The 24,131-nt window shown below is 58.9% G+C and carries 21 protein-coding genes and 1 pseudogene; 13 read left to right on the top strand and 9 right to left on the bottom strand.

Translation table 11 applies throughout. The annotated features are described in order from the left end of the window. Positions 1-9: 9 nt before the first annotated feature. Positions 10-366: pseudogene (locus ACA067_RS10345) on the bottom strand (DUF3313 domain-containing protein); the annotation flags it as partial. Positions 367-561: 195 nt separating this feature from the next. Here ACA067_RS10345 and ACA067_RS10340 point away from each other — a divergent pair. Next, positions 562-1,017: a glycine zipper 2TM domain-containing protein gene (locus ACA067_RS10340; RefSeq protein WP_497461654.1), complete on the top strand. Its 456-nt coding sequence runs from the start codon at positions 562-564 to the stop codon at positions 1,015-1,017. Between the two features lie 37 nt (positions 1,018-1,054). On the opposite strand, the gene ACA067_RS10335 is transcribed toward ACA067_RS10340, so the two are convergent. From ACA067_RS10335 to ACA067_RS10325, 3 genes are all read right to left on the bottom strand, one after another. Continuing rightward, positions 1,055-1,873, bottom strand: a complete 819-nt coding sequence (locus ACA067_RS10335; protein ID WP_497461653.1) for a transporter — start codon at positions 1,871-1,873, stop codon at positions 1,055-1,057. A gap of 66 nt (positions 1,874-1,939) precedes the next feature. Further along, positions 1,940-2,707 carry a hypothetical protein gene (locus ACA067_RS10330; RefSeq protein ID WP_497461652.1) on the bottom strand — a complete coding sequence of 256 codons (768 nt, stop codon included), beginning with the start codon at positions 2,705-2,707 and terminating at the stop codon, positions 1,940-1,942. Positions 2,708-2,723: 16 nt separating this feature from the next. Beyond that, positions 2,724-3,542 (bottom strand): DUF2092 domain-containing protein, encoded by an 819-nt coding sequence (locus tag ACA067_RS10325; protein ID WP_497461651.1) that lies wholly within the window; start codon positions 3,540-3,542, stop codon positions 2,724-2,726. A 284-nt stretch (positions 3,543-3,826) separates the two neighbouring features. Between ACA067_RS10325 and ACA067_RS10320 the strand changes: the two genes are divergently transcribed. The 3 genes from ACA067_RS10320 (at position 3,827) to ACA067_RS10310 (ending at position 7,509) form a co-directional block, all read left to right on the top strand. Then, the gene (locus ACA067_RS10320; protein ID WP_497461650.1) at positions 3,827-5,440 is read left to right on the top strand and encodes an arylsulfatase; all 1,614 of its coding nucleotides are present in this window, start codon (positions 3,827-3,829) and stop codon (positions 5,438-5,440) included. Between the two features lie 69 nt (positions 5,441-5,509). Then, positions 5,510-6,787 (top strand): OmpP1/FadL family transporter, encoded by a 1,278-nt coding sequence (locus ACA067_RS10315; protein WP_497461649.1) that lies wholly within the window; start codon positions 5,510-5,512, stop codon positions 6,785-6,787. A 47-nt stretch (positions 6,788-6,834) separates the two neighbouring features. Next, a complete protein-coding gene (locus tag ACA067_RS10310; protein WP_497461648.1) occupies positions 6,835-7,509 on the top strand; it encodes a DUF3313 domain-containing protein in 675 nt (224 codons plus the stop codon). Positions 7,510-7,602: 93 nt separating this feature from the next. On the opposite strand, the gene ACA067_RS10305 is transcribed toward ACA067_RS10310, so the two are convergent. Together ACA067_RS10305 and ACA067_RS10300 are read right to left on the bottom strand one after the other, a co-directional pair. After that, the gene (locus ACA067_RS10305) at positions 7,603-9,225 is read right to left on the bottom strand and encodes a DUF1254 domain-containing protein (protein WP_497461647.1); all 1,623 of its coding nucleotides are present in this window, start codon (positions 9,223-9,225) and stop codon (positions 7,603-7,605) included. A 110-nt stretch (positions 9,226-9,335) separates the two neighbouring features. After that, entirely contained in the window at positions 9,336-11,822 is a 2,487-nt protein-coding gene (locus ACA067_RS10300) for an arylsulfatase (protein ID WP_497461646.1), read from the bottom strand. A gap of 186 nt (positions 11,823-12,008) precedes the next feature. Here ACA067_RS10300 and ACA067_RS10295 point away from each other — a divergent pair, with 186 nt between their 5' ends. After that, complete coding sequence (locus tag ACA067_RS10295; RefSeq protein ID WP_497461645.1) at positions 12,009-13,124, top strand: formylglycine-generating enzyme family protein; 1,116 nt, start codon at positions 12,009-12,011, stop codon at positions 13,122-13,124. Positions 13,125-13,160: 36 nt separating this feature from the next. Here the strand turns inward: ACA067_RS10295 and ACA067_RS10290 are convergent, their stop codons facing one another. Beyond that, a complete protein-coding gene (locus tag ACA067_RS10290; RefSeq protein ID WP_497461644.1) occupies positions 13,161-13,469 on the bottom strand; it encodes a bestrophin-like domain in 309 nt (102 codons plus the stop codon). After that, the gene (locus ACA067_RS10285; protein ID WP_497461643.1) at positions 13,469-13,660 is read right to left on the bottom strand and encodes a hypothetical protein; all 192 of its coding nucleotides are present in this window, start codon (positions 13,658-13,660) and stop codon (positions 13,469-13,471) included. Before ACA067_RS10285 ends, ACA067_RS10290 begins: the two co-directional genes overlap by 1 nt. A gap of 210 nt (positions 13,661-13,870) precedes the next feature. Here ACA067_RS10285 and ACA067_RS10280 point away from each other — a divergent pair, with 210 nt between their 5' ends. From ACA067_RS10280 to ACA067_RS10245, 8 genes are all read left to right on the top strand, one after another. After that, entirely contained in the window at positions 13,871-15,154 is a 1,284-nt protein-coding gene (locus tag ACA067_RS10280) for an acyl-CoA dehydrogenase family protein (protein WP_497461642.1), read from the top strand. A 47-nt stretch (positions 15,155-15,201) separates the two neighbouring features. Beyond that, positions 15,202-16,335 carry a saccharopine dehydrogenase family protein gene (locus ACA067_RS10275; RefSeq protein WP_497461641.1) on the top strand — a complete coding sequence of 378 codons (1,134 nt, stop codon included), beginning with the start codon at positions 15,202-15,204 and terminating at the stop codon, positions 16,333-16,335. Positions 16,336-16,355: 20 nt separating this feature from the next. Continuing rightward, positions 16,356-17,912: a class I adenylate-forming enzyme family protein gene (locus tag ACA067_RS10270; protein WP_497461640.1), complete on the top strand. Its 1,557-nt coding sequence runs from the start codon at positions 16,356-16,358 to the stop codon at positions 17,910-17,912. 71 nt (positions 17,913-17,983) lie between these two features. Further along, positions 17,984-19,222: a thiolase family protein gene (locus tag ACA067_RS10265; protein WP_497461639.1), complete on the top strand. Its 1,239-nt coding sequence runs from the start codon at positions 17,984-17,986 to the stop codon at positions 19,220-19,222. A 61-nt stretch (positions 19,223-19,283) separates the two neighbouring features. After that, positions 19,284-20,078: an SDR family NAD(P)-dependent oxidoreductase gene (locus ACA067_RS10260; RefSeq protein ID WP_497461638.1), complete on the top strand. Its 795-nt coding sequence runs from the start codon at positions 19,284-19,286 to the stop codon at positions 20,076-20,078. A 13-nt stretch (positions 20,079-20,091) separates the two neighbouring features. Next, a complete protein-coding gene (locus ACA067_RS10255; RefSeq protein WP_497461637.1) occupies positions 20,092-20,490 on the top strand; it encodes a hypothetical protein in 399 nt (132 codons plus the stop codon). A 26-nt stretch (positions 20,491-20,516) separates the two neighbouring features. Continuing rightward, positions 20,517-20,993, top strand: a complete 477-nt coding sequence (locus tag ACA067_RS10250; protein WP_497461636.1) for a 2,4'-dihydroxyacetophenone dioxygenase family protein — start codon at positions 20,517-20,519, stop codon at positions 20,991-20,993. A gap of 78 nt (positions 20,994-21,071) precedes the next feature. After that, positions 21,072-23,435 (top strand): arylsulfatase, encoded by a 2,364-nt coding sequence (locus ACA067_RS10245; protein WP_497461635.1) that lies wholly within the window; start codon positions 21,072-21,074, stop codon positions 23,433-23,435. Between the two features lie 97 nt (positions 23,436-23,532). Here ACA067_RS10245 and ACA067_RS10240 read toward each other — a convergent pair whose 3' ends face one another. Beyond that, complete coding sequence (locus ACA067_RS10240) at positions 23,533-24,084, bottom strand: DUF2889 domain-containing protein (protein WP_497461634.1); 552 nt, start codon at positions 24,082-24,084, stop codon at positions 23,533-23,535. Positions 24,085-24,131 lie beyond the last annotated feature (47 nt).

Raw genomic sequence — 24,131 nt, 5'->3', positions numbered from 1 at the left:
GCAAATTTTCTACATCATGAGCGTGCGCATATCGCTGGTCATGCCTCTGATCGCCGCCTTGAAATCCTCGGCGGTGATGGGCTGACTGGCGTTCTTCAAGGTCTCGCCAAAGACCTTGCGCACCACTTTGAGCACCGGTAACCCGGAAGCGGCATCGATAAACTCGGCCTCGATAAACATCTCGGTGTTCTGATCACGATGCCCCGTCGCCGCCTCGGTCGCCCCGACCACTGCCGCCACCGGCACAATTTCATACCAACGCATGCCCTCGCTGGTGGCCGTTACCCCGGTAATCGCCGCGCGCAAAATCAGCGTTCGTTTACCCGGACGTACATCCTTCATGGCTGGCACTACGCGCCAGCATTGAAGGCGTATGTTCATTGATCCGATCTCCTGAGAGTGGCACGGCTTGACGGAGGTACTGACGGGGGTGAGCCAGTCCTTGAGTATTGTTGAGCCCGCGGGAATGTCCATGTGCCTGGAAAACCTTGTGCTAGGCTTTTTTCTCACGTGATGCGATGCGTTTGAATCAACCCATTCCCTGGATGATGGAGTTCGGCAATGAAAACCACTTTTTCCTGGCTGACGATCGTACTGGCAAGTCTGGTGGTCAGTGCCTGTGCCACCGTAGGAGCCGGCAGCGGGGGCCCCGGCGAGACGGAGATTCGCTCGGGCAAGATCGAACAGATCGTGCTCACACAGATGCAGACCAATCATGACAGCGGCGTCGGAGCCATTCTTGGTGGGCTCGCCGGTGTCGGTATCGGCAGTCTGATCGGCAGTGGCACCGGTCGGGATGTCGCCATGGTAGCCGGCGCCCTTGCCGGTGCGGCCGGTGGCAACTACGCGGAAAAAAAACGTTATGACCAACCCAAGGAAGCGCAACAGATCATCGTTCGGGTGAGAAGTGGTGTGCTGGTATCGGTGACTCAGCCGATCAACCCTGCGCTGAACAAAGGCATGAACGTTTACATCGAAGGCACCGGGAACGACGCCCGAGTTGTTCCGCAAAGCTAGACCGGGCAATCAGGACAATCAGCGAACCGCCCCGCATTCACTTGGGGAACAAAAACGTCACCGCCGCTCGTACGCCCCAGCCTCGGGCGCCGTCTTCCGCGCTGTCGGCCCAGTAGCGTGGCCCGACCTGAATCGTCAACGGTTGCCCCGCCAGTTTCAGAAGTTGGGTGACCGTCGCATTCACCGGGACGGCCCACTCCCTGGTTTGCCAGTTGTAAACCGACTCGGTGTTGACTCCGAAGGTGGTGTAGGTGGCGGTGGTGTACGACAGGAACGGTTGCAGGAATGTCTGGTTAACCTTCTGCGCGCCATTTGACCCCTCACCGTCCAGGCTCCAGATGTGGTTGGCCAGAATGCCTCGGGTCCAGCCGTTCGATTGCTTCAGTGCCACCACCGTGGGACCCAGTCCCCATTGGCGACTGCTCAACAGGCTGTCGCTGCCGGTGGGAATCAGGATCGCCGGCCCGCCCCCAAGGATCCAGCCACTGGGCGTCGGTGCCTTGGGGGAGAAGAAAAAGCTTTGGGTCACGTCACCGATACCGGACTTGTCCGCCGCGCCATTCTGGGCCAGGCCATGCTGATCGATCACCGGTAAAATCGTGCGCGAAATCAGGTTCCATTCATTGTTCCATTCGAATGGCAACACCGGCTGGATATTGGTGACGCTGTGCATGCCCTCGCCCGTCGGCCCCATCTTCTGGTCCCAGGTGTACTGGACCGGCAGGCTGTACATCGCAGCAATCGGATTGAGGGCTTTTTTGGCCAGCTCGGCAGAATCTTCCGCGAGGGCCAGCCCCACAGGTGCAAGGCAAACGCTGCAACTGAGCAGCAGATACTTCGGTTGATTGATCAGCATTTTTAACTCTCGACGGAATCAACTGCTAACGATCAGTGAATCGGTCTTGTGGTTACTCCCTCTTGACTACGGCATCGGCACCACGGTGTAGAAAACGCCATTGGCTCCGTAGGCAGGTCGCACCCACGAGTTTCCACACTGATAAAAAGTAGCGCCTGAAACGGTCCTCAACCCACATCCGGAGGGAAGGCTGACAAAGGTCGTGCCCATGGGCATGGTCGACGGTGCGGAGGCCGTCATTCCCGCGTTATAGCCCGCGCCGTAGGCGTTGTTGTTTGCATTCTGATTGGCCGCAGTGGCAATAGCGGTACCGGCCACCACCCCTACCGCTGCTGCGGCGGCGGGATTGACGCCCTCGTTATAACCGCAGTTGTAACAGCCGCTACTGGCATAAACAGCGGTGGGCGGGTGGTAGTAGCTGGTGCCATAGGTTGCTGGATGGTAGGCGGTCGCCCCATAGCCGTTCGCATGGTAACCGCTGGCAGTGGCGCCATATTCGCCCTGGGCGTGCCAAGCCCCCTGGCCACCGGAAGCGGTACCGCCTTCGGCTCCGGTGCCATGCCACGAACCTTCGCCACCGGAGGCAGTGCCGCCATTTTCGTCTTTGCCGCTCCAACTACCGCCGCTACCCGAGGCCGAGCCGCCGCGATAGCCTGAACCGCTCCAACTGCCACTACCGCCGGACGCCGAACCGCCTCGATTGCTTTCTCCGCTCCAACTGCCACCGCCGCCTGAAGAGTGCCCGAAGCTGGAAGCATGCGACCAGGCCGCCGCTTGATTACAGCTGAGCGCCGCGACTAACAGGCCGGCGAATTTCAAGGTAGATCTGTTCATGGTTCAGCCTCCTCGCTCAAGGTTTTGCGACCGGTGCTTTAACCCCTTCCGGGGCGCGCAGGTCTGGCGGCGGAGCAAACTGAATCCTGTGTGCGTTCTCGATGTGCTCTGGCTTGAAGAAATCCGCGGACAGCGCCGAACCAAGTTTCCAGTCACTGAACGCGACCTGATGCCGGGATTGGGTCGGATCGTCACGAAACACCGCACGCAACATGCGCGGCAGCTTGTCTTGCGTGCCGATCCAGGCTTGCACGAACACCACGTCATTGGCGTAAGCAATCACATCCGTCGTGGTATCGCCGACCACCGTGGACTGACCGATGTAAAACGCCAGGCGCATGTCCCTTTCCAGATCCTTGTAGGGATCGGCAACGATGACATCGGTAAAGGGAAAATAGATTGCCGCGCGCTGGTAAGCCGCCTCAAGGGTTGCATCGATGGTGGCAGGTGCCTCTGCTTGGGCTAACAGGTTTTCCTTCGGTTCAAAGGCATAGGCTTGCTTGCCGTCGTAGTAGAACTCGGTCGCAGGGCCATCGCCCGAGGTCAGTACGCGCAGGCGATCGGGGCGCTGCACATTGACGAGTGCCACGGTGTTATAGGCCAAGGGTGGCCCCAGCCGGCTGGGTTTCTCGTACGTGGTGATGGCCTTGAAACTCATGCCTTGGGTGCCCGCCAGCCTGGCGCTCATGGCCTTCAAGATTTCCAGCGCCTTGGGCTCCAGTTGAACCGCTGGAGCATCAACGGCAGGGGTTTGGGCCCCGTATAAGGGGGCAGCAAACAAGCCTATGACCAAACCGAGAGAGAACAACCGGACATGCTGTAAGAGGTGTGACATCGCTTGCTCTCCGCAGAGATCAGGTCAGGGTTTTAAGCGTAGCTGCAGAAGTAAAACCGCAACGGATTAATTTCCGTGCCGCGCGAACGTATCGAGGTGAGATGTCACCAACCATCTGAATCGCCGAACAGGCTGTAAACCCCATGAAACAACCACGCAAGGTGGGGGAACTAATTACTGGATATTTCACAATTCATACCTACTCTCTTCGCGGGGGATCCAATTTTCAAGAGCAGTCGGGGGGCTTCTCACAGGGTACTTTCGCTAGTGCGCAGGAGCTCGACATGAACCGGACAAAGTTATCAACGGCGTTCGCTGCATCTGCACTGTTGTCTGCAATGGTTCTCCCCGGCATGGCTCAAGCGGCGGATAAACCACCGAATATTGTAGTGATCATGGGCGACGATATTGGCTGGTCCAATATCGGCGTCTACAACCAGGGCATGATGGCCGGTCGAACCCCCAACCTCGACCAGCTCGCCGCCGAAGGCATGCGCTTTACCGATTATTACGCCGAGGCCAGTTGCACGGCCGGGCGCGCCAACTTCATTACCGGTGAACTGCCGATCCGTACCGGGATGACCACAGTCGGTCAGGCCGGTTCTCCTATTGGTATTCCGGCTGAAGCCGTCACCATCGCTACCGCACTCAAATCCATGGGTTACGCCACCGGCCAGTTCGGCAAAAACCATTTGGGTGACTTGAACGAATTCCTGCCCACCGTCCACGGTTTCGACGAGTTCTTCGGCTACCTCTATCACCTCGACGCCATGGAAGACCCGGCGCACCCCAACTATCCGCAGGAACTGCTCGCGACCGTGGGGCCGCGCAACATGGTGCACAGCTGGGCAACGACTACGGATGACTCAACGGTGATGCCACGCTGGGGCAAGGTCGGCAAACAGAAGATCGAAGACGCCGGCACCCTCTATCCCGACCGCATGAAAACCGTCGACGACGAAATTCGCGACAAGGCGTTTGCCTTTGTGGACAAGGCCAAGCAGGACAACAAACCGTTCTTCCTCTGGCTCAACCCGACCCGCATGCACATTGTCACGCATCTGTCCGACAAGTACGAAGCCATGCGCAACGCTCAAAACGGTTGGTCAGAACAGGAAGCCGGCATGGCGCAGCTTGACGACATCGTCGGCGATGTCATGGCCAAGCTGAAAAAAGACGGCATGGATGACAACACCATTGTGATTTTCACCACTGACAACGGTGCGGAAAACTTTACCTGGCCGGATGGCGGCACCACCCCGTTTGCCATGGGCAAAGGCACGGTGATGGAAGGTGGCTTCCGGGCGCCGGCGATCATTCGTTGGTCGGGCAAAGTACCGGCGAACCAGATCGCCAACGGCATCATGTCCGGTATGGACTGGTTCCCGACCCTCGTTGCAGCAGCCGGCAACCCGAACATCACCGCCGAACTGCTCAAGGGCAAGCAACTGGGCGACACCACTTACAAAGTGCACCTCGATGGTTATGACCAGACGCCGATGATCACCGGCAAAGGCCCGTCGAATCGCCATGAAATTTTCTACTTTGGCGAAAGCACCCTGGGGGCGGTCCGCATTGATGACTTCAAGTATCGCTTCATCGACCAGCCCGGTGGCTGGCTGGGAGCGAAAACAACGCTGGACATGCCGATCCTGACCAACCTGCGTCTCGACCCGTTCGAACGCGCCGGCTGGCCGGAAAACATGGCGGCCAATGGTTCGCTGGAATATTTCGAGTGGTTCAAATTCCAGTTCTGGCGCTTCGTGTTCGTGCAGCAGCAGGTGGTCAAACTGGCTGAAACAGCGGTTGAGTTCCCGCCGATGCAAAAAGGCGCGAGCTTCAACCTCGAAGCGGTCAAGGCCAAGATCGAAGCAGCCCGGGCAGCCATGGGCAAGTAAGCAGTCGAGTACGCGGGTGGCTGACGCTGGCCATCCGCGTTCGTGATGGACATTTGCCGAGGTGACCCCATGCAGATAAAAACATCCGCCCTGCCCGCCCTGCCCGCCTTGACCCTGCTTGCGCTGTGCTGCCAACAGGCCCATGCGGGCGGCATCATGCTCTACGAAGTCGGCACGGATAACACTGGCCTGGCCAACGCCGGTGCCGCCGCCCGGGCGCAGGGTCCCTCGACCATTGCCAGCAACCCGGCGGGCATGAGCTACCTGCCCGGCACACAAATCACCGGTGGATTGCAGATTCTCTACGGCGACCTGACTTTCAACCGCGATGCCGACACCAACGGCACGGGCACCGGCAGTGGCAATGCCCTCGACCCGATTCCCGGCGGCAGCTTCTTCATCAGCCATGAATTGGATGAGCACTGGAGCGTCGGTTTCGGCAACTACGGCGACTTCGGGTTGGCGGCCAATTACGATAACGACTGGTCCGGGCGCTACTTCGCGCAGAACGCCAGCCTCGCCGGTTTGTCGTTTGTACCCAGTGTGGCTTACCGCTTCAACGAGCAATGGTCGGTGGGCCTCGGCGTGAAAGCCATGTACGGCATGCTGCAAGCGCAAACCGCGATCGACCGCTCCCCCTTCGGCCTCACCGACCGCAGCGACGGCCAGTTCAAGTACAAAGACAACGATTGGGGGTTTGGCGCGAATGTCGGGGTAATCTACGCCCCGCAACCCGGCACCCGCATTGGCCTGGCCTACACCAGCAAGGTCGATCTGGACTTCGAAGACGGGCTTGACGTCAAAGGCGACGGCCCGCTCTTGCAGCGTCTGGATGGGCTGAACACCCAGCTCGACATGACAGTGCCGCAAACCGCCACCCTGAGCCTGTTCCAGCAACTCGACCCGCAATGGGCCTTGCTGGCTTCGGTCAACTGGCAGGACTGGTCCGAGTTCGGTGATATCGCCGTGCAGGTCGACACCACGGCGGTCGGCGCCCAATCGACCACGGTCGACGCCCACTTCAAGGACACCTGGCAACTCGCGCTCGGCGCGCAATACCAGGCCACCGCGCAACTGTTGTGGAACGTTGGCGTCGCGTATGACAGCAGCGCCGTTTCGGACGGCAACCGCACGTTCACCGTGCCCATGGGCGAATCCTGGCGCATTTCGACGGGGGCCACCTATGCGCTGAACAAGGTCACCGACATCAACGTCAGCTGGGCCATGGTCTGGCTCGGCGACATGCCGGTGGACCAGACCAAATCCACGTCGGGCACTCGAACTTCCGGTCAGTTCGACAATGCCTGGATTCAAGCCGTGACCGGAAACATGACCTGGCGCTTCTGACGCCTGCTACCGAAAAAATACGACTCAATCCATGGAGCACACATCACATGAACCTGTCCCGAAAATTGCTCATTGGCGCTGCACTGGCCAGCCTGCTGCTAGGCGGTTGTACCTCGAAAGTCACCGAAAAGGCGCAGTATTCAGGCTTCCTGTCCAACTACAACAACCTGCAGCAAGTCACCACCACCAGCGGCGAGACAGCCATGCGCTGGGTGAGCCCCTCCTGGAATCCCGACGCCTACGACACCGTGGTATTCAACCGGCTTGAACTCTACCCGGCGCCACAGCCCAACGAGCGGGTGAATCGGCAGACGCTGGAAGAAATACAGAACTACATGACCAGCAAAGCCAAAAACACGCTCGGGCAGAAATACCAGGTGGTATCGAGCGAAAAATCAGCACCGAAGGGTTCGAAAACGCTGATCTTGCGCGCGGCGATCACCGGGGTGAATGCCGAAAACGAAGGCATGAAGTGGTATGAAGTGATTCCGGTTGCCGCCGTCGTGGGTAGCGTTTCCGCCGCCAGCGGCCATCGCGATCAGGACACCACTCTGTTCATCGAAGCCGAATTCATCGACGCCAGTAACAACCAGACCGTGGCCAAAGTGGTGCGTAAAGTCTTCGGCAGCCAGGTTTCAAACGCCAGTCAGAAAATCACTGCACAGGATTTCAAAGCGGCGATCGATAAACTGGGCACCGATTTACAGGCGTTCATCCGGTAAGAATCAGAGCATGCGTTTTTACACAACCTGGACCTATAGCAGACACGGGCAGCGGCGGCGCTTCGCGCCATCCACTGAAACAGATTGTCAGTCTCACTTAACCAGTTCGACCTCGCTCGGCCGCCACTCTTTCGTAAAGAACGATTCAAGTGGGCTGTAAAGGCGCAGGAGTGTGAACCACCCTTTGTCGGGCGTGGTCTGGATCCAGTTGCCTGCCTTGGCCTCTGCGGGCTTGGAAGGGCCGAAGTAGATAGTCGTTGACCCGTCCGTGTTCTCTGTGGCGGCTGGTGTAGGGTAGGTCTGGCTGCCTGCGCGCGGGTAACGCTGCGGCGTCTGGAGCATTGACCGCGTCTGGTTGTCGTAGACGGTGAACGACCAGAATTTGGCTGCGGGGATCTTCGGCGGCAGGGTCACCTTGTAGGTCTTGCCGCCATCGAAGGGATTTTTTTCAGCATCAGTGAAGCCCATGAGGTACTGCGAGCCAACGTTGGGCAGTCGCATGATCATGCCCGGCGAATCCATGGTGTAGCCGTAGTAAAAGGCCGCGCGGGAGTCGAGGGTCCGCGCGCCAGTCGGTGGCAGCGCTTTGAACAAGCCTTCCTTGGTGATCGTCGGCGGCGGCGTCTCGAAGTCGAAGCCACCTTGCCATAGCATGTTGGCCCACATCGAGTTCGGATAAAGGGACCACCCCGGATAGTCGGCGGCACGCCAATTCAGCGCTCGCCCAGCCGCGTTGCCCACGGCCGCAGCGTCGGTGAGGATCTTCTTCATCCGGGCGTCGGGGCTGAAGGGTTTGCCCTTCACGATGCCAATGGCCGCCAGTTGGCCTATGAGTTCCGGGTTGAAAGAGGTGGCCGGTTCCATCTGCACGAGCTTGTCGAGCATCTCGAAATAGGAGAAATCGTTAGGCGCGATTGTATTGAATGACTTGCCGCTCCCCTCAACGAACTTCGTCGGCGGTATTGGTGGATTGGGCGCAAGCCTGACGTTGCCTTCGAGTGCCGTGGCAATGCTGGTGCCAAATCCGCCCGGCGTGTAGGGGTAGATCTTCAGCGACTTTTTGATCTCGGCCACAGCAGGTTTTGGATCGTTGTTCTCCATGAAGGCACGAACGGCGTAGAGAGCATGATTGGTTTTCGATCGGCCCACGAAGAAGCCGCTGTCTGGAAGAGGACCGTCGTAGTCCGGCGGCACGATCAGGTATTTGCCTCCTTCGCCCCGATCAGGGCCGGGCGCGCCAATGTCGATAATCCAGCCGAACCACATGTCATTGAGCGTACCGAGCGCCTTCGGTGGCACCTCAACCACCAACGGCCCCTTCGTCAAGTCGAGGACCGCGAGCGTATAGATCGTATCGACGTTGGCGGTAAGAAAGAGCGATTTGGAGTCCATCAACTCAGAGAAGATAACCACCGAGTTGTCCTCAGCTCCGATGCTGTGGAAGCCCTCGCGAACCGCATAGGCCGAGGCGCCCGAAAAACTGTTCATGAACGCGTCTACACCACGGGTGAAGGCCAGGGTGTCATAGACGTCCTGAGCGGTTTTTGCGCTCGGCGCGCCATCCTTGAATTCCAGCGTGCCGATACGGGTCTCAAGACGATCGGGCGTGGTGATCGCCGGGGGGATTTCGGTGGCGGTTTGCCCCTCGGCTATCACAGGAATAGCCAGCGCGACGAAGGTCGCCAGTACGGCCAGTGGTCTGAGCGTGTGCGTCATAGTGCTCTCCTTGAGAGACGTCTATTGCATTGACTACCCAAGTAAACTTGATGGTGGAAATGTGCTTTCACGATACGGGCCATATCGTCCATGTTGGCCCGCGCGCAGTCTTAGTCTTTGTTGCCGACCTTGTTCTGGGCTGCCTCCTTGCCCGCGACATTCAACTGCGGCGGTTCGAGCTTGACGGTGAGTTTGTGCAGCGAGCCGTTGAACGCGAACGGCACCTGGTAATCCTTGTCATCGACGGGGGTACCGGTGTCGGAGCCGACGTCAAAACTTTCATCCACGCCGAAGACGAACGGGACACTGTTGGGGATCGTACGGCTCGCCACTTGCTTGCCATCCACCGAGAGCACGCCGGTGCCGCCTTTTCCGAATCCCGGCCCAGCGTATTTAAAGTCGAAGCTGATGCCGTGCTTTCCGGGAGTAAGCGCCTCGGTCCCTTCCCAACGGAATTGCGCCACGCCCTCAAGGTTGTAGCTGAAAACCGGCTTGCCTTTCAGGAGGTAGAGGGCATAACCACCGAAGCGGCCGCCGTCCGTCACCAGCACGCCTTCGCCGCCGCTTGGCGGAACGGTGACGTCAGCCGAAATGACGTAGGACTTGTTCAATATGTTGGGCTCGTTGCCTGGAAGAATGCCGGTCACTGGCGACAGGTAATTGAACTCGGTGCGTCCGGCCACGATGCTCGGGCGCTGCGCAACGACGCGCGTGAAACCGGAGGCGTCGAGCGGTAACACCTGATACTTGTTCGCTTCCACCCAGAACAAATCCTGGAGTTCCTTGAGTTTGGCAGGGTTGGCTGCTGCGACATCGTCGTTCTGCGTCCAGTCTTTGGTGATGTCGTACAGCTCCCATTTGACGCCATTGACGATGTCCTTGGGCGGCTGCGCGGTGATGTCCCAAGGTGCACGGTAGGGCGTCGTCGATGCCATCCAGCCCTCGTGGTAGAGCGCGCGCAGGCCGAGCATTTCGAAATACTGCGTGGTGCGCGTGGACGGCTTGTCGGCATTCGGCTTGTCGAAGAGGTAAGCCATGCTCGTGCCTTCGATGGGCTTTTGTGCAATGCCGTCTACCTGGAGCGGCGCGTCAATGCCGGTGGCTTCGAGGATCGTCGGCTCGATGTCAATGACGTGGTGAAACTGGTTTCGGATGCCGCCGGCATCCTTGATCCGATCCGGCCAGGAAATGGCCATGCCCTGGCGCGTGCCGCCAAAATGTGACGCCACTTGCTTGGTCCACTTGAAGGGGGTGTCCATGGCCCAGGTCCAGCCTACGGCCATATGCGGATAGGTCTGGTCCGAACCCCAGGCGTCGAGGTATTTCATCTGGTCGCCCACCGGTACGTTGATGCCGTTGAAGGTGGTCATCTCGTTGGGTGTGCCATTGGGTGTGCCTTCTGCGCTACCGCCGTTGTCGCCGCTGATGTAGATAACCAGCGTGTTATCGAGCTTGCCGATGTCCTCCACCGCCTGGATCACCCGGCCGATTTCATGGTCGGTGTACGCGAGGTAGGCCGCATAGACCTCCATCTGGTGGGCATACAGTTTCTTCTCGTCCGCCGGCAGTTCGTCCCAATTCTTCAGAGAGTCCGGCCAAGGCGTGAGCTTGGCTTCCTGCGGGATGACGCCGAGGCGCTTCTGATTGGCGAAGATCTGGTCGCGTGCGGCGTTCCACCCCATGTCGAATTTACCCTTGAACTTGGCGATCCATTCGGGCGTCGGGTGATGCGGCGCGTGGGTGCCGCCGGGCGCGTAATAAAGAAAGAACGGCTTCTTCGGATCGAGCGCGTTCAATTCATTGACGTAGCTGACGGCATCATCTGCCATCGCGGTGATCAGGTTCCAACCCGGTTTGCCGACGTAAGGATGGATCGGCGTGGTGTTGCGCATCAGATTGCCCGGTTGCCACTGGTTGGTTTCGCCCCCCATGAACCCGAAGAAGTAATCAAAGCCCATGCCGATGGGCCATTGGTCGAACGGGCCGGCCTGGCTGATCTGGAACGACGGGGTGTTGTGGTTTTTGCCAAACCACGACGTTGCGTAACCGTTGTCCTTGAGAATTTTGCCAATGGTCACCTTGTCCTTGGTAATGACGCTGTTGTAGCCGGGATAACCCGTTGAAACTTCCGTGATCACACCGAAACCGACGGAATGGTGATTGCGTCCGGTAATCAGGGCAGCACGCGTCGGCGAGCACAGCGCCGTCGAATTGAATTGCGTGAAGCGCAATCCGGCTGCCGCGACGCGATCCATGGTCGGCGTCGGGATGAGGCCGCCGAACGTACTGGGCGCACCAAAGCCGACGTCGTCGGTGATGATCAACACGATATTCGGCGCGTCTTTGGGCGGGACGACGGTCGGGGACCAATAGGGCGTCGAGGTCGTGGCGTCGAGGTTGATAACGCCGCCGAATGCCGCGGGCGGGTTCGGGAGATATCTGCCGTCGATGGTCGTGGTCGCGCTCGGTGAACCGGGCGTCCCGTAAACTTGCGGAGTCGCTGCCTCGGCGGACGAAAGCACAAGCATGGCAAATGCCAGCCCTGCACCGACTCGCGTGTGCAGCCTTGAAGGTCGATTCCAGTGTGCATTGGCCATGGCCAGCTCCTGTAACCCCCACACCCCAGGCTCTGGAGTGTAGAACCATTTTTCTTTCTCGCCAGCCAATTCAGCGCCCGGATCGTAACCTGAGTGGTCGTTGACAATAGAGTCGTGGCGCCTATAACTGATCCTGATGCCAGGAAGGCTCAGCAATGGTCGCAGCCTGAAACAAGGAGAGCGCAAATGCTTATCAGGAAACGGCGCTTGGGCATCGCGTTAGTCGCAGTCGGGATAGTGTCTGCCTGGCTGACTTTTGCTGTGTATCAGCACCTTCGCGGTCCAGCACCGTTGACACTGGGTGATGGAAAAAATGGCCCCCTGGAGATGGTCTGGCTTCCTGCTGGCGAATTTTTGATGGGCAGCGATCATAAGCAGGCGCGACCCAACGAGGGGCCGACCCACAAGGTTCGACTCGATGGCTATTGGATCGACCGCTACGACGTCACCAATGCCGATTTCGCCCGTTTCATTTCTGAAACGCATTACGTCACCACCGCCGAACGCAAACCCGAGTGGGATGATCTGAAAGTGCAGTTGCCACCGGGTACTCCTGAGCCGGACGACAGTGTCATGGTGCCTGGAGCCTTGGTTTTCGTGGGCACAGACAGACCCATTCCACTGAACGATTTCAGTCAGTGGTGGGCATTTGTCCCGGGAGCGGATTGGCGCCACCCGTTGGGCCCTGACAGTACAATCGAGGGCAAGGACACCCATCCGGTTGTTCAGGTTTCACGCGAGGATGCACAGGCGTATGCAGCGTGGGCTCATAAGCGCCTGCCGACCGAGGCCGAATGGGAATACGCCGCGAGAGGCGGACTGGAACAAGCGAACTATGCGTGGGGGAATGATTTCTCGCCTGGTGGAGAAAAGATGGCCAACACCTGGGATGAGGCACAACCGTTTCCTGTGACCGGGTCCAGCAATAAATTCAAGATCGGCACCAAGCCGGTAGGCAGTTACAGGCCTAACGCTTACGGGCTATATGACATGTCCGGGAACGTTTGGCAGTGGGTCGCCGATTGGTATCGTGCTGATGCGTTTAAAGTTGGGCTCAAGCGTCAGTCCGCGGGTGAAGTAGTGTTTAACCCGGTGGGCCCATCCGACAGCTATGACCCGGATCTCGGGGTAACGGCGAACGCACCGCAGCGTGTGATTCGAGGGGGATCCTTTCTATGTAGCGACAGCTACTGCACGAGCTTTCGAACCAGTGCCAGGCAGGGCGCGGACCCTATGAATTCCATGTCGCATCTCGGCTTTCGCCTGGCGATGAGCAATGATCAATGGGAAAAGAATCGCTGATTGCCCCAATGCCCGGTCCCCGCCCTCACACCACTATCACTTACCGATGTGCTTGAGAGCAGACCGCAACGGGACATCCGAAACATGGACCACCCCGATGTAAGGATGAGCCATGTCGACAACCAGAAATACCGCTGCGGCAACCGACATGGAGCAGATGCACATGACGCCGATAACAGTGGGATTTGCCGGAGCCTGGAGGCCAAACGTCGCGAACAGCCAAGCCAGCCAGAAAGTCAGGATGACAAGAAACGCAGTCGGCAGTCCTTCCGTACTGCTCTCGACAAGTATCCAATGCGCTTCCGCCAACTGTCCGCTGACTTCCAGTGCGCGGACCTGAAGCATCAATACTGTGCCATGACCCTGTCGAGAAGAACGATGCGTGCGGCCGATGTCCGCAGCTCGGTCTCGTTGTTGTCATAGACAGTTTTGGCGGATGCAATCAGAAGCCATGATTGGGCTGCACCTGGCAAACCAAACAATCCTTCCTCGCTTCGTGATCCTGAGCTGGCTTGCAAGCCCAGGGTGTAGGTCACCCCCGCCCCCCCTGCTGCTCCCCCCTCGCCGATGGGGGGGTGCAGCAAGACAAATCACGTCACTTTCCTACCCCAGCAGGCACATGCCCGTTACGAGCGACTGCCAGTCGAGCCGGTACATCTGCTTCAGGCCTGAGGTGAGTGTTGCTTCTCTGCGCTGAGGCGCTCAACACGTGGCCACATGCGCTGTAGATCGCGAGGAAAGACCCCATGATCAAATTACACGATAGCTTGAAACTACCCGATGTTGGACTGACCGGCTTTGAAACACCGCTTAGCGAAGTCGAGCGCGCCATTCAACAGACCGTACATCAATTCGCCAAAAACGTGCTGCGTCCCATCGGCCAGGAGCTCGACAAAATGAGCGCCGCCGATGTTTGCGCGCCAGGCTCACCCTTTTGGGCGGTTTATCAGGAAGCCGCGAAACTGGGACTTGATCCCGATTTCTTCTCTCAATTCGAACCCGATGTCGCCATTCGTCTCGAGTCGTTGATAGGCGAAGAAATGGGCTGGGGTGACGCTGGCCTGAGCATTTCGTTGGCCGCCGCCAGCTTCCCCTTGCAGATGGCCATGGCCGTTGGCAACCAGGAACTGGTAGAGCTGGGCATTGGCAAGATCGGCTGCTGGATGATCACTCATCCGGACAAGGGCAGCGACATCATGGTGTACGACATGAAGCGCGAATGGCCGAAGGACCAGACCGGCAACAAGGGCAATCTCTGCGCAAAAGTCGGCAACGACGACATCGTCATCAATGGACAGTGCTCAGCCTGGGTTTCCAACGGTGCGGTCGCGCAAGTCGCACTGGCTTACATCGCTGCCGACTATGGCAATGGTTACTTCGATGCCGACGGTCGGCCCCATGGCCTGGCGGTGATTATCCCGCTTGACCTGCCGGGCGTTTCACGTGGCAAGCCGCTGGACAAAATCGGCCAGCGATCCTTGCCGCAAGGTGAGGTTTATTTCGACAACGTGAAGGTGCCACGGCGCTTTGCGATCGCCCTGCAAGATGAGTACTACGGTAATCAATCATCTGCCTGGTCCTACGCTGGCACGCATATGTCGCAGGTGTTCACCGGTGTCGCACGTTCGGCCTTTGAACTGGCGCTGCAGTACTGCCATGAGCGCAAGCAAGGTGGTCAGTTGCTGATTGACCATCAACTGACCCGCTATCGCCTGGGCGACATGATGCGCCGTGTCGAGTTGGCACGCGGTGTCGCCCGGCGTTCGCTGGCCTATGCCCGCCTCTCACCGCATACCCATCCCTACGCCACTGCGTCGGCCAAGGTCACCGTCACTGAAGAGTGCATGAAAGTCGTCAGCGAAGCCCTGCAGTTGTTCGGCGGCGCGGGCACTTCCCGTGAATACCCGATCGAAAAGCTCTTCCGCGACGCTCGTTCAGCACTGATCGAAGACGGCGAGAACTACATCATCACCACGCGCGTTGGCTTGTTGTGCCAACAGCTTTATGCCGAAGGCTGGTCGCAGAACTGACCGCCTGGGCCTACCCAGCAACCTTCAATAACAAGAGATACACGAAAATGGCTAAATACCCTGTAGTTGTCTATGGCGCCAGCGGCTATACCGGCATGCTGACAATGGACTGGCTGATCGACCAGAACATTCCGTTCACCGCCGTCGCGCGTAATGCCGCACGCACCCAGGAAATGATGGCCCAGCGCGTGGTGCGCCTTGAGTCCGCTACCTACGAAATCATTGAAGCGGACCACTCTGTCGAGGCGCTGACCCAGGCCTTCAAAGGTGCAAAAGTCGTCTGCAATACCGTCGGCCCTTTCGTCAAATTCGGTCTGACCGCCGTTGAAGCAGCGCTTAAGGCGGGTTGCCATCACCTCGATACAACGGGCGAACAAGAATACATGCGCAACGTGCGTGATCAGTTCGGCGAGCTGTATGCCCAGGCCGGCCTGGTGGTTTCACCGTCGCTGTCCTACATGTACACCTACTCGGAAATCGCCGCCGAACTGGCCCTGGAACACCCGGGCATCGACGCACTGGAAACTTCTGCCCTGTGCCGTGGCCCTCGCGGTGGTGCCGCCGGCGTGACCATCGGTTCGACTGCTTCGATCTTCGAACTGCTGCGCGCCGAGCAATGCTACCTGTGGGAGAAGAAGCTCGTACCGCACCCGATGGGTACTTCGTTCAACATCGCTTCGCCGGACTTCTTGAGCCCTGTCTTTGCCTTACCCTGGGGCGGCACGTCGTTGCCGGTGTATTTCGAGAACGATCCACGGGTCCGTTCCTGCGTGTCCTGCGTCGGTTTCTATGACAACGACGTCATGAAGATGGTGCATGCGGTGGGCCAGAAGTGGGAGTCGGAATACAAATACCTCTCACCGGAGCAGCAGGACGCCGTCATCCACCAAATGGTCCAGTCGACCACTCCAGTGATGCCGCCACGTGAGCGCACCACCATCACGCGCATGGTCGATACCGCCATCGGTCGTGGCCAGCTCTCCTCCGTGCGTGCCACCGTTCATGGCACCACCGCCTACATCGCCACCGGCGCTCTTCAGGTTGCGGCAGCCATCAAGCTGATCGACGGCGAAACCAACAAGGTCGGCTTCGCCTCCGGTTCCAAAGCCTTTGGCCATCGTTATCTGCTGGGCTTCCTCGAAGAACGCGGTCTTGCACGCGCCACCGTTACCCAGCTCTGATCCGGAGCACAGGACTTCACATGGCTATTATTGATTTCTATGACCGCGGCTGGAACATTGATCCAGACGCTATCGCCTACATCCAGGGCGAGCGTTCCTACACCTTTCATGAAGTTGGCGAGCTGTCCTGTCGCATCGCCAATGCGTTGCTGGCACTGGATTTGCCGAAAGAAACCAAAGGCGCGATCTGGGCCGGCAATGATGTGACGGCGTGGACCTGCACCCTGGGATTGTGGCGCGCAAACATGACCTGGATCCCGGTCAATGCGCGCAACTCGATCCAGGAAAACACCTACATCCTCGACGCGTTCGATTGTGAGGTGATGTTCTATCAGCACGAGTTCGCGCCGGTCATTGCCGATCTGCGTCCCGCACTGCCGAAGATCAGGCACTGGATCTGCATCGACGCCACCGATGTCGATGCGCCTTCGCTGGAAACATGGACCACGGGACAACCCTCGACGCGCCCGGAAGTCGCCTATGACATGGACGACGTGGTCATGCTCTCCCCCACGGGAGGCACCACCGGCATGCCAAAAGGGGTGATGAACACCCACCGCAGCACGCAGACGTTCATTGCGCATTTCATGCTGGCCTGCGCTTACCGCGACGGGCTCAAACCGGTGAACATGGCTGCCGCACCGATGACCCACACTGCCGGGCTGTTGGCGGTTCCCTGTACAGCGCAAGGCGGCACGGTCGTCGTGCTCCCAAAACCTGATCCGGCGCTGATGCTGGCGTCCATTTCGCAACACAAGGTCAGTGAATTCTTTCTGCCGCCGACGGTGATCTACAAGCTGCTGGAAATTCCCGGCATCGAAACGGTCGACTTTTCCTCGGTGAAATACCTGCTGTACGGCGCCGCACCGATGTCGGTCGAGAAGCTGAAAAAAGCCATCGAAGTCTTCGGCCCGATCATGGCCGGCGGCTATGGCCAAACCGAGGCCCCGGCGAGCATTGCCTACCTGCGGCCCGACGAGCATCTGGTTAACGGTGAACTCGCCAGTGACAGTCGCCTGTCGTCGGTCGGCCGGCCTAATCCGCTGATCCGGGTCGAAGTGATGAACGATGCCGGGCAGATTCTCGCGCGGGGTGAAACCGGCGAAATCTGTGTGCACGGCGACCTGATCATGAAGGGTTACTACCAGCAACCGGAGTTGACCGCCCAGGCCATCGTCGGCGGCTGGCTGCACACCGGCGACGTTGGCCATATCGACAGCGAAGGCTATTTGCACCTGACCGATCGCAAGAAGGACATGATCATCACTGGCGGCTTCAACGTTTATCCCAGCGAAGTCGAGCAGGTGTTGTGGAGCCATCCGGCGGTGCAGGACTGCGCAGTGATCGGCGTACCCGACGAGAAATGGGGTGAGGCAGTCAAGGCAGTGGTCGAGCTCAACCCGGGCCATAGCGCGTCGGCGCAGGAACTGATTGATCTGTGCAAAACCCGCTTGGGGGGTGTAATGGCGCCCAAGTCGGTCGACTTCATCGACAGCCTCCCACGCAGCCCTGTCGGCAAAGTCCTGAAGAAAGATCTGCGGTCGCAGTATTGGGATGGCCAGCAACGCCAGATCTGAACCGACGACCTTTCACTCGAACAATCGCAGTGCGACGCCGCTTTCACGCGGCGTCACCTCAGGAGAGTTTCATGAGCACCATTTACATCGCCGGCATTGCGATGACGGTCTTCGGTCGTCATCTGGAACGCAGCCTCGACGACCTGGCACGTGAAGCGCTGGAAGGCGCCCTGAAAGACGCCAATTGCAGCCGCAAGGATCTGGGCGTCGCCTTTTATGCCGGCATGACCAACGGCCCGTTACAAGGGCAGATTTCGATTCCCGGCCAAGTGGTGTTCAGCAAAATCGGCATTGAGGGCATACCGGTCTACAACGTTGAAAATGCCTGCGCATCGGGCAGCTCAGCGTTCAACCTCGCCGTGCAAAGCCTTCAGGCCGGCACGACTGATGTCGCGCTGGCCTTGGGCGCAGAGAAAATGAACATCCCCGACAAGCTGAAGGCGTTCCAGGTTTTCGAAGGGGGCTGGGACGTCTCGCGTGTCGAGGAAAACTATCAAAACCTGGTGAAAATGGGCGAAGGCGTTGAAATCCCCGAGGGTTCGGAGTCGGACAAACCGTACAGCCGGTTCATGGCGATCTACGCCGCCATGTGCCGCTACCACATGAAAACCTACGGCACCACGCAACGGCAAATCGCGGCAGTCTCAGCCAAGAATCACACCCACTCGGTGCACAACCCGTTTTCGCAGTTTCGCAAGCCGTTCACCATTGACGAGATTCTCGCCGCACCACCGATCACCTACCCGATCACGTTGCCGATGTGCGCCCCGCTTTCAGACGGTGCCGCAGCAGCGATCCTGTGCACCGAGGAAGGCCTCAAACGCATCGGCGCCGATCGGAATCGCTGCATCAAGGTGGCCGCCAGCGTGATCCGCAGTTTCAGCCATCGCCGCCTCGATCAACCCGAGCTGAACATTGCGCGTCTGGCGGCTGATCACGCTTACGACATCGCGGGCCTGGGGCCGGAGGACATCGATGTCGCCGAAGTCCATGACGCCTCGGCGATGGGTGAAATCATCCAGGTCGAAAACCTTCGGCTGGTCGAGTTGGGCATGGGCGGACGGGCGGCTGAACGCGGCGACTTCACGCTCGGTGGACGGATCCCGGTCAACACCTCAGGCGGTCTCGAATCCAAAGGTCATCCCCTCGGTGCCACCGGTATCGGGCAGATTTGTGAGCTGGTCACGCAGTTGCGCGGCGAGGCAGGCAAACGCCAGGTGGAAGGCGCCCGGCATGGGATTCAGGAAAACGGCGGTGGATTGCAGGGCATCGAAGAAGCCGCCGTTGCCATTCACATCTTGAGCAAATAAGTACCCTCGTCTGGCGACTGACCAAGGCGAGCGGCCTATCAAAACAAGAAGGATAAAAGACATGTTCAAAAACAAAGTGGTGGTCATTACCGGCGCGGGTTCCGGCATTGGCCGGGAACTGGCGATTCAAATGGCCGAAGCCGGCGCGCGCCTGGCGCTGTCCGACATCAATCGCGCCGGCCTGGACGAAACCCTGAAGCGGCTGCCCGCCGCTAGCCAGGTCAAAGGATACTTGTTGGACGTGGCGTCGTGGGAGGCGTTTCAAGCCCATGCCGATGAGGTCAAACGGGATTTTGGCACCGCCCATTACGTCATCAACAATGCAGGCGCGACTGTCATCGGCACGGTCGCCAACACCTCGATCGAAGAATTCGAGTGGCAACTGGGTATCAACCTGTGGGGCGTGCTGTATGGCACCAAGGCGTTCCTGCCGATGATGCTGGAGCAGCGCGAAGGCTGCGTCGTCAACATCTCCAGCATTTTCGGGCTGCTGGGCTATCCGATGCAAAGCGCCTACAACATGTCGAAATTTGCCATTCGTGGCCTGACCGAATGTCTGTGGTCGGAACTGGACAAAACCGGTGTCCGTGCGGTGTGTGTTCATCCCGGTGGCATCAAGACCAACATCGAAAAGTCCGGTCGACGTTGCAAGGCTGCTGGAGCAGAAGAAAATAAATTCGTCGCCCAGGCTGCCGCCATGCTGCAGACCCCTGCTGACGAGTGCGCCGCCGACATCATCAAGGGCCTGCGCAAAGGCTCCAAACGCATCATGACCGGCCACAAATCGAGCACCGTGTTCTGGTTGAGCCGGTTGTTTCCCAACCGTTATCCGACGCTGCTCAAACTGCTGGGTTGAGGGGAAGCACACTATGCAAAGCAATTACACCAACGGGCTGTTCAAGTCCGCCGCGTGCTTCAACGTACTCGCGGGCCTCCCATTTTTGGTGGCCATGCGCCCGGCCGCCGATCTGATGGGCCTGGAGGTCACCCCGACGTCTGCCCTGTTCATGCAAATCACCATGGCCCTGGTGGTCATGTTCGGGTGGGCCTACTGGATGATCAGCCGCGATCCAGTTCGTTATCGTCCTTACATTGTGCTCGGGGTGGTCCTGAAGATCCTGGTGGTCGCGGTTATTTGTGGCCACTGGCTGGCGGGCAGCATTCCCTGGCCGCTGCCGGTACTGGCATCGGGCGACATTCTGTTTGCGTGGTTGTTCTGGCGCTACTTGAGCAGCACTCGGTACGCCGTGATTACTCGCTTTCAGTGAATCCACCCAACAAGAGAACAACAAGTATGTTTTACGAAAACATCGATACCAGCGCCATCAATGACGAAGACCTGCCGTGGGTACCGTTCGCGCCCTACAGTGACGACGTGTTCATCAAATACCTGAGATGCGACCCCATTCGTGGGGAAACCATCACCCTGCTCAAGGCCCCGGCGGGCACCGTGCTACCCAAGCATCATCACTCCGGCACCGTGATCGTCTACACCATCAAGGGCGGCTGGAAATACCTGGAACACGACTGGATTTCAAAGCAAGGCGGCGTGGTGTTCGAAACCGCAGGCACCAGCCATACCCCGATCGCGCTGCCTGAATACGGTGATGAAATCATCACCCTGAACATCACCCAGGGTGACCTGTTGTATTTCGACGAGAACGACAACCTCTTCGCTATCGAGAACTGGAAGTCCAGCGTGCAACGTTATCTGGATTTCTGTCAGGCCAATGACATCGAGCCCAAAGACATCACCAGCTTCTCCGTCTGAGATCTGGCGCATCGCAGTAGCCCGGCAAACGTCCGGGCTGCTGCGCTGACTACGAAAACACTTTCGAATGGAGGCCCCATGCCCCAGAAACTCCACTTTTGCGGACGTTTCACCCTGAAACTCTGCGCCCTGCTGGCGAGCTCGGTCACTGTCGCACAAGAGTCACTGCCCTTCCCGCCGACACCGACGGCCAGTAACGCCAAACCGACGCTGCAAGAATCGAAGCATCAGAAACGCCAACAGCAATCGCACTTGCCGGCTGACGCGCCCAACATCCTGATCATCATGCTCGATGACGCCGGCTTCGCGCAGTCAGACACCGTCGGTGGTGCGATTCATACACCGACCCTGAGCCGGGTCGCCGACACTGGCGTGCGCTACAACGCCTTCCATACCGCCGCGATCAGCTCCGCCACCCGCGCCGCATTGTTGACCGGACGCAATCACCATCGCGTCGGCAACGGTGTCATCGCCGAACTGGCGACCGACTGGGATGGCTACACCGGCAAAATCCCTAAAAGCTCGGCGACCATGGCCGAGGTGCTCAAACACTATGGCTACAGCACCGCGGCGTTCGGCAAATGGCATAACACGCCGCCCATGGACACTACGGCCGCCGGCCCTTTCGATACCTGGCCGACCGCATATGGTTTCGAGCACTTCTACGGTTTCCTCGCGGGCGAAACATCCCAGTACGAACCGCGCCTGTACCGCGACACCACGCCGATCGAACCGGCGCGTGACCCGAAATATCACCTCAGCGAAGACCTGGCGAATCAGGCCGTGAACTGGTTGCAGGATCAACAGACCTACGCGCCGAACAAACCGTTTTTCCTCTACTGGACCCCCGGCGCCGTACACGGCCCGCACCAGGTCAACGCGCAGTGGGCGGACAAATACAAGGGCAAGTTCGACGGTGGCTGGGACGTCTATCGCGAACAGACCTTCGCTCGGCAGAAAGCCCTGGGGTTCATTCCTCAGGACGCTGTACTGACCCCGCGCCCCGCGGAGTTACCAGCATGGGACAGCTTGTCGGCCGAACAGAAACAGTACCAGGCCCGTTTGATGGAGGTGTATGCCGGTTTCCTGGAACATGCCGACACCCAGGCTGGCAAAATTCTTGACGAGCTGGAACGCGAAGGTAAACGCGACAACACCTTGATCTTCTATGTGCAGAGCGACAACGGCGCGTCTGCCGAGGGGATGGAGGGTACGATCAACGAATTGCTGGCCCAGAACGGTATTCCGGTACCCAAGGAGCAACAGCTCAAAATTCTCAACGAGATGTATGGCGGCTTGTCTGCGCTCGGTGGTCCCAAACTTGAAAACATGTACAACGCAGCCTGGGCCTGGGCAGGCTCGGGGCCATTTGTAGGCACCAAACTGGTCGCCGGCTACTTTGGTGGCACCCGCACGCCGCTGGCCGTATCCTGGCCGAAGCAGATCAAGGCCGATGCCAAGGTTCGCGGACAATTCCACCATGTCAACGACATCGCCCCGACCGTTTACGACGTGCTGTCCATCACTGCGCCAAAAGAAGTCAACGGTATCGCTCAGGACCCATTGGACGGCGTCAGCATGCGTTACACCTTCAACGACGCTCAGGTAAAGTCGAAAAAACCGGCGCAGTACTTCGAGGTCTTTGGCAGTCGCGGCGTCTACAAGGATGGCTGGATGGCCTCGGTGTTCGGCCCGCGAAAACCCTGGGTACAAGGCTTTGCCCAGTTCACCGGCTGGAACCCGGCGAATGATCAATGGTCGCTGTACAACCTGCAAAACGACTACTCGCAAGCGAAGGACCTGGCCGTCAGCAATCCAGAAAAACTGGCCGAGCTAAAGGCTGAGTTCGATGTCCAGGCCAAGGCTAATCACGTCTATCCAATCGGCGCGGGCCTTTATCCCTTCCTCAATCCAGCCGCACGGATCTCGACCACTGAGCACGAATGGCATTTCAGTGACCGTATCCAGCGCTTTCCTGAGTTCGCCGCACCCAACCTGCGCAGCCAGAACAACACGGTCGTGGTAGACGCCGAGATACCGGCCAATGCCACCGGAGTGTTGTATGCACTGGGCGGTATTGGCGGTGGAGTCAGTCTGTACATGGATGATGGTTTCCTGGTCTACGAGTACAACGCGTTGGCCGTCTCCCGAACCAGGCTGCGCTCGGCCGAACGAGTACCCGCCGGCAAAGTCAGTATCGAAGTGCTCACCGCCATGTCGTCAGCCAAATCCGGCGCACCGGCCAATCTGAGCGTGCGCCTGGGCGGACAGGAAGTCGCCAGCGGCGTGACACCCTTCACCCCGCCACTGACGTTCACGGCCAGCGAAACCTTCGACGTGGCTGAAGACCTCGGCTCACCCGTCACCCTTGATTACTTCGACCGTGCACCGTTTGCTTTCAACGGCAAGATCAACGATGTACACGTAACTTACCTGCCTTGATCTTGATATTCCAAGAAAGCCCGCCCCGTGCGGGCTTTCTTGTTTCTGGACACCCGGTGTTTTTTTGGGGGGGGGAATGGGGGAATTGCCTGACAAACTATTTTCCCAGCAACACCGCGATGGGACTGTCTTCGCGCAAGGCGTGACAGGTGTTAAGCAGTCTACCGGTGGCGCGTTGGTAAGCCTCGGTATCGGCAGCGTTGCGTGGCGCAACCATGGCGCGCCCCATAGGGATGGTCTGAAACGCCGTGGTAGCGATGGGCAGCAGCAGTTCTGTCAGATGCACGCAGCCACCAATCCCGCCGAACAGCTCCTTGATCCGTCGAGAAAAGCCCACACCAATACACTCCCCCAACAGTTTTTCGTAAGCAGGCACAGCGCCACGACACTCACTGGTTGGCACCTGGGCCATTTCGACCTGCACTTCTCGCACAATAAAGTCATCATCCAGGGCCAGGCGGATGAACATGCCGTGATAGGTCTGCCCCGTCGCCAGCTCGCGCCCTTCGGCCAGGGTTACCGGATGAGTCTTGCTATCGGCCAGTCGCCCTTCGATATCCCACAGGCCATCTGCCCGCAGATAACCCAGGCATTGGACCTCACGCCGGTGAATCAGTCGGCGCCCCTTTTCATCTACATCGGTGGTCATGTTTCACTCCTGTCAGTGAAGAACGCAGGTTGCGTCGGCGACACCCT

The organism is Pseudomonas sp. LBUM1674 (genome assembly GCF_059695635.1).
Note: the sequence above shows the minus strand (reverse complement) of the source record. Positions and strands in the feature narration are given on the sequence as shown.

Excerpts from the sequence above, each read along its gene's own strand:
- ACA067_RS10325 (WP_497461651.1), bottom strand. The coding sequence starts at position 3,542 with ATGTCACACCTCTTACAGCATGTCCGGTTGTTCTCTCTCGGTTTGGTC.
- ACA067_RS10250 (WP_497461636.1), top strand. The coding sequence starts at position 20,517 with ATGTTTTACGAAAACATCGATACCAGCGCCATCAATGACGAAGACCTG.
- ACA067_RS10310 (WP_497461648.1), top strand. The coding sequence starts at position 6,835 with ATGAACCTGTCCCGAAAATTGCTCATTGGCGCTGCACTGGCCAGCCTG.
- ACA067_RS10330 (WP_497461652.1), bottom strand. The coding sequence starts at position 2,707 with ATGAACAGATCTACCTTGAAATTCGCCGGCCTGTTAGTCGCGGCGCTC.
- ACA067_RS10260 (WP_497461638.1), top strand. The coding sequence starts at position 19,284 with ATGTTCAAAAACAAAGTGGTGGTCATTACCGGCGCGGGTTCCGGCATT.
- ACA067_RS10305 (WP_497461647.1), bottom strand. The coding sequence starts at position 9,225 with ATGACGCACACGCTCAGACCACTGGCCGTACTGGCGACCTTCGTCGCG.
- ACA067_RS10245 (WP_497461635.1), top strand. The coding sequence starts at position 21,072 with ATGCCCCAGAAACTCCACTTTTGCGGACGTTTCACCCTGAAACTCTGC.
- ACA067_RS10300 (WP_497461646.1), bottom strand. The coding sequence starts at position 11,822 with ATGGCCAATGCACACTGGAATCGACCTTCAAGGCTGCACACGCGAGTC.
- ACA067_RS10270 (WP_497461640.1), top strand. The coding sequence starts at position 16,356 with ATGGCTATTATTGATTTCTATGACCGCGGCTGGAACATTGATCCAGAC.
- ACA067_RS10320 (WP_497461650.1), top strand. The coding sequence starts at position 3,827 with ATGAACCGGACAAAGTTATCAACGGCGTTCGCTGCATCTGCACTGTTG.
- ACA067_RS10265 (WP_497461639.1), top strand. The coding sequence starts at position 17,984 with ATGAGCACCATTTACATCGCCGGCATTGCGATGACGGTCTTCGGTCGT.
- ACA067_RS10240 (WP_497461634.1), bottom strand. The coding sequence starts at position 24,084 with ATGACCACCGATGTAGATGAAAAGGGGCGCCGACTGATTCACCGGCGT.
- ACA067_RS10280 (WP_497461642.1), top strand. The coding sequence starts at position 13,871 with ATGATCAAATTACACGATAGCTTGAAACTACCCGATGTTGGACTGACC.
- ACA067_RS10315 (WP_497461649.1), top strand. The coding sequence starts at position 5,510 with ATGCAGATAAAAACATCCGCCCTGCCCGCCCTGCCCGCCTTGACCCTG.
- ACA067_RS10335 (WP_497461653.1), bottom strand. The coding sequence starts at position 1,873 with ATGCTGATCAATCAACCGAAGTATCTGCTGCTCAGTTGCAGCGTTTGC.
- ACA067_RS10255 (WP_497461637.1), top strand. The coding sequence starts at position 20,092 with ATGCAAAGCAATTACACCAACGGGCTGTTCAAGTCCGCCGCGTGCTTC.
- ACA067_RS10290 (WP_497461644.1), bottom strand. The coding sequence starts at position 13,469 with ATGCTTCAGGTCCGCGCACTGGAAGTCAGCGGACAGTTGGCGGAAGCG.
- ACA067_RS10275 (WP_497461641.1), top strand. The coding sequence starts at position 15,202 with ATGGCTAAATACCCTGTAGTTGTCTATGGCGCCAGCGGCTATACCGGC.
- ACA067_RS10340 (WP_497461654.1), top strand. The coding sequence starts at position 562 with ATGAAAACCACTTTTTCCTGGCTGACGATCGTACTGGCAAGTCTGGTG.
- ACA067_RS10295 (WP_497461645.1), top strand. The coding sequence starts at position 12,009 with ATGCTTATCAGGAAACGGCGCTTGGGCATCGCGTTAGTCGCAGTCGGG.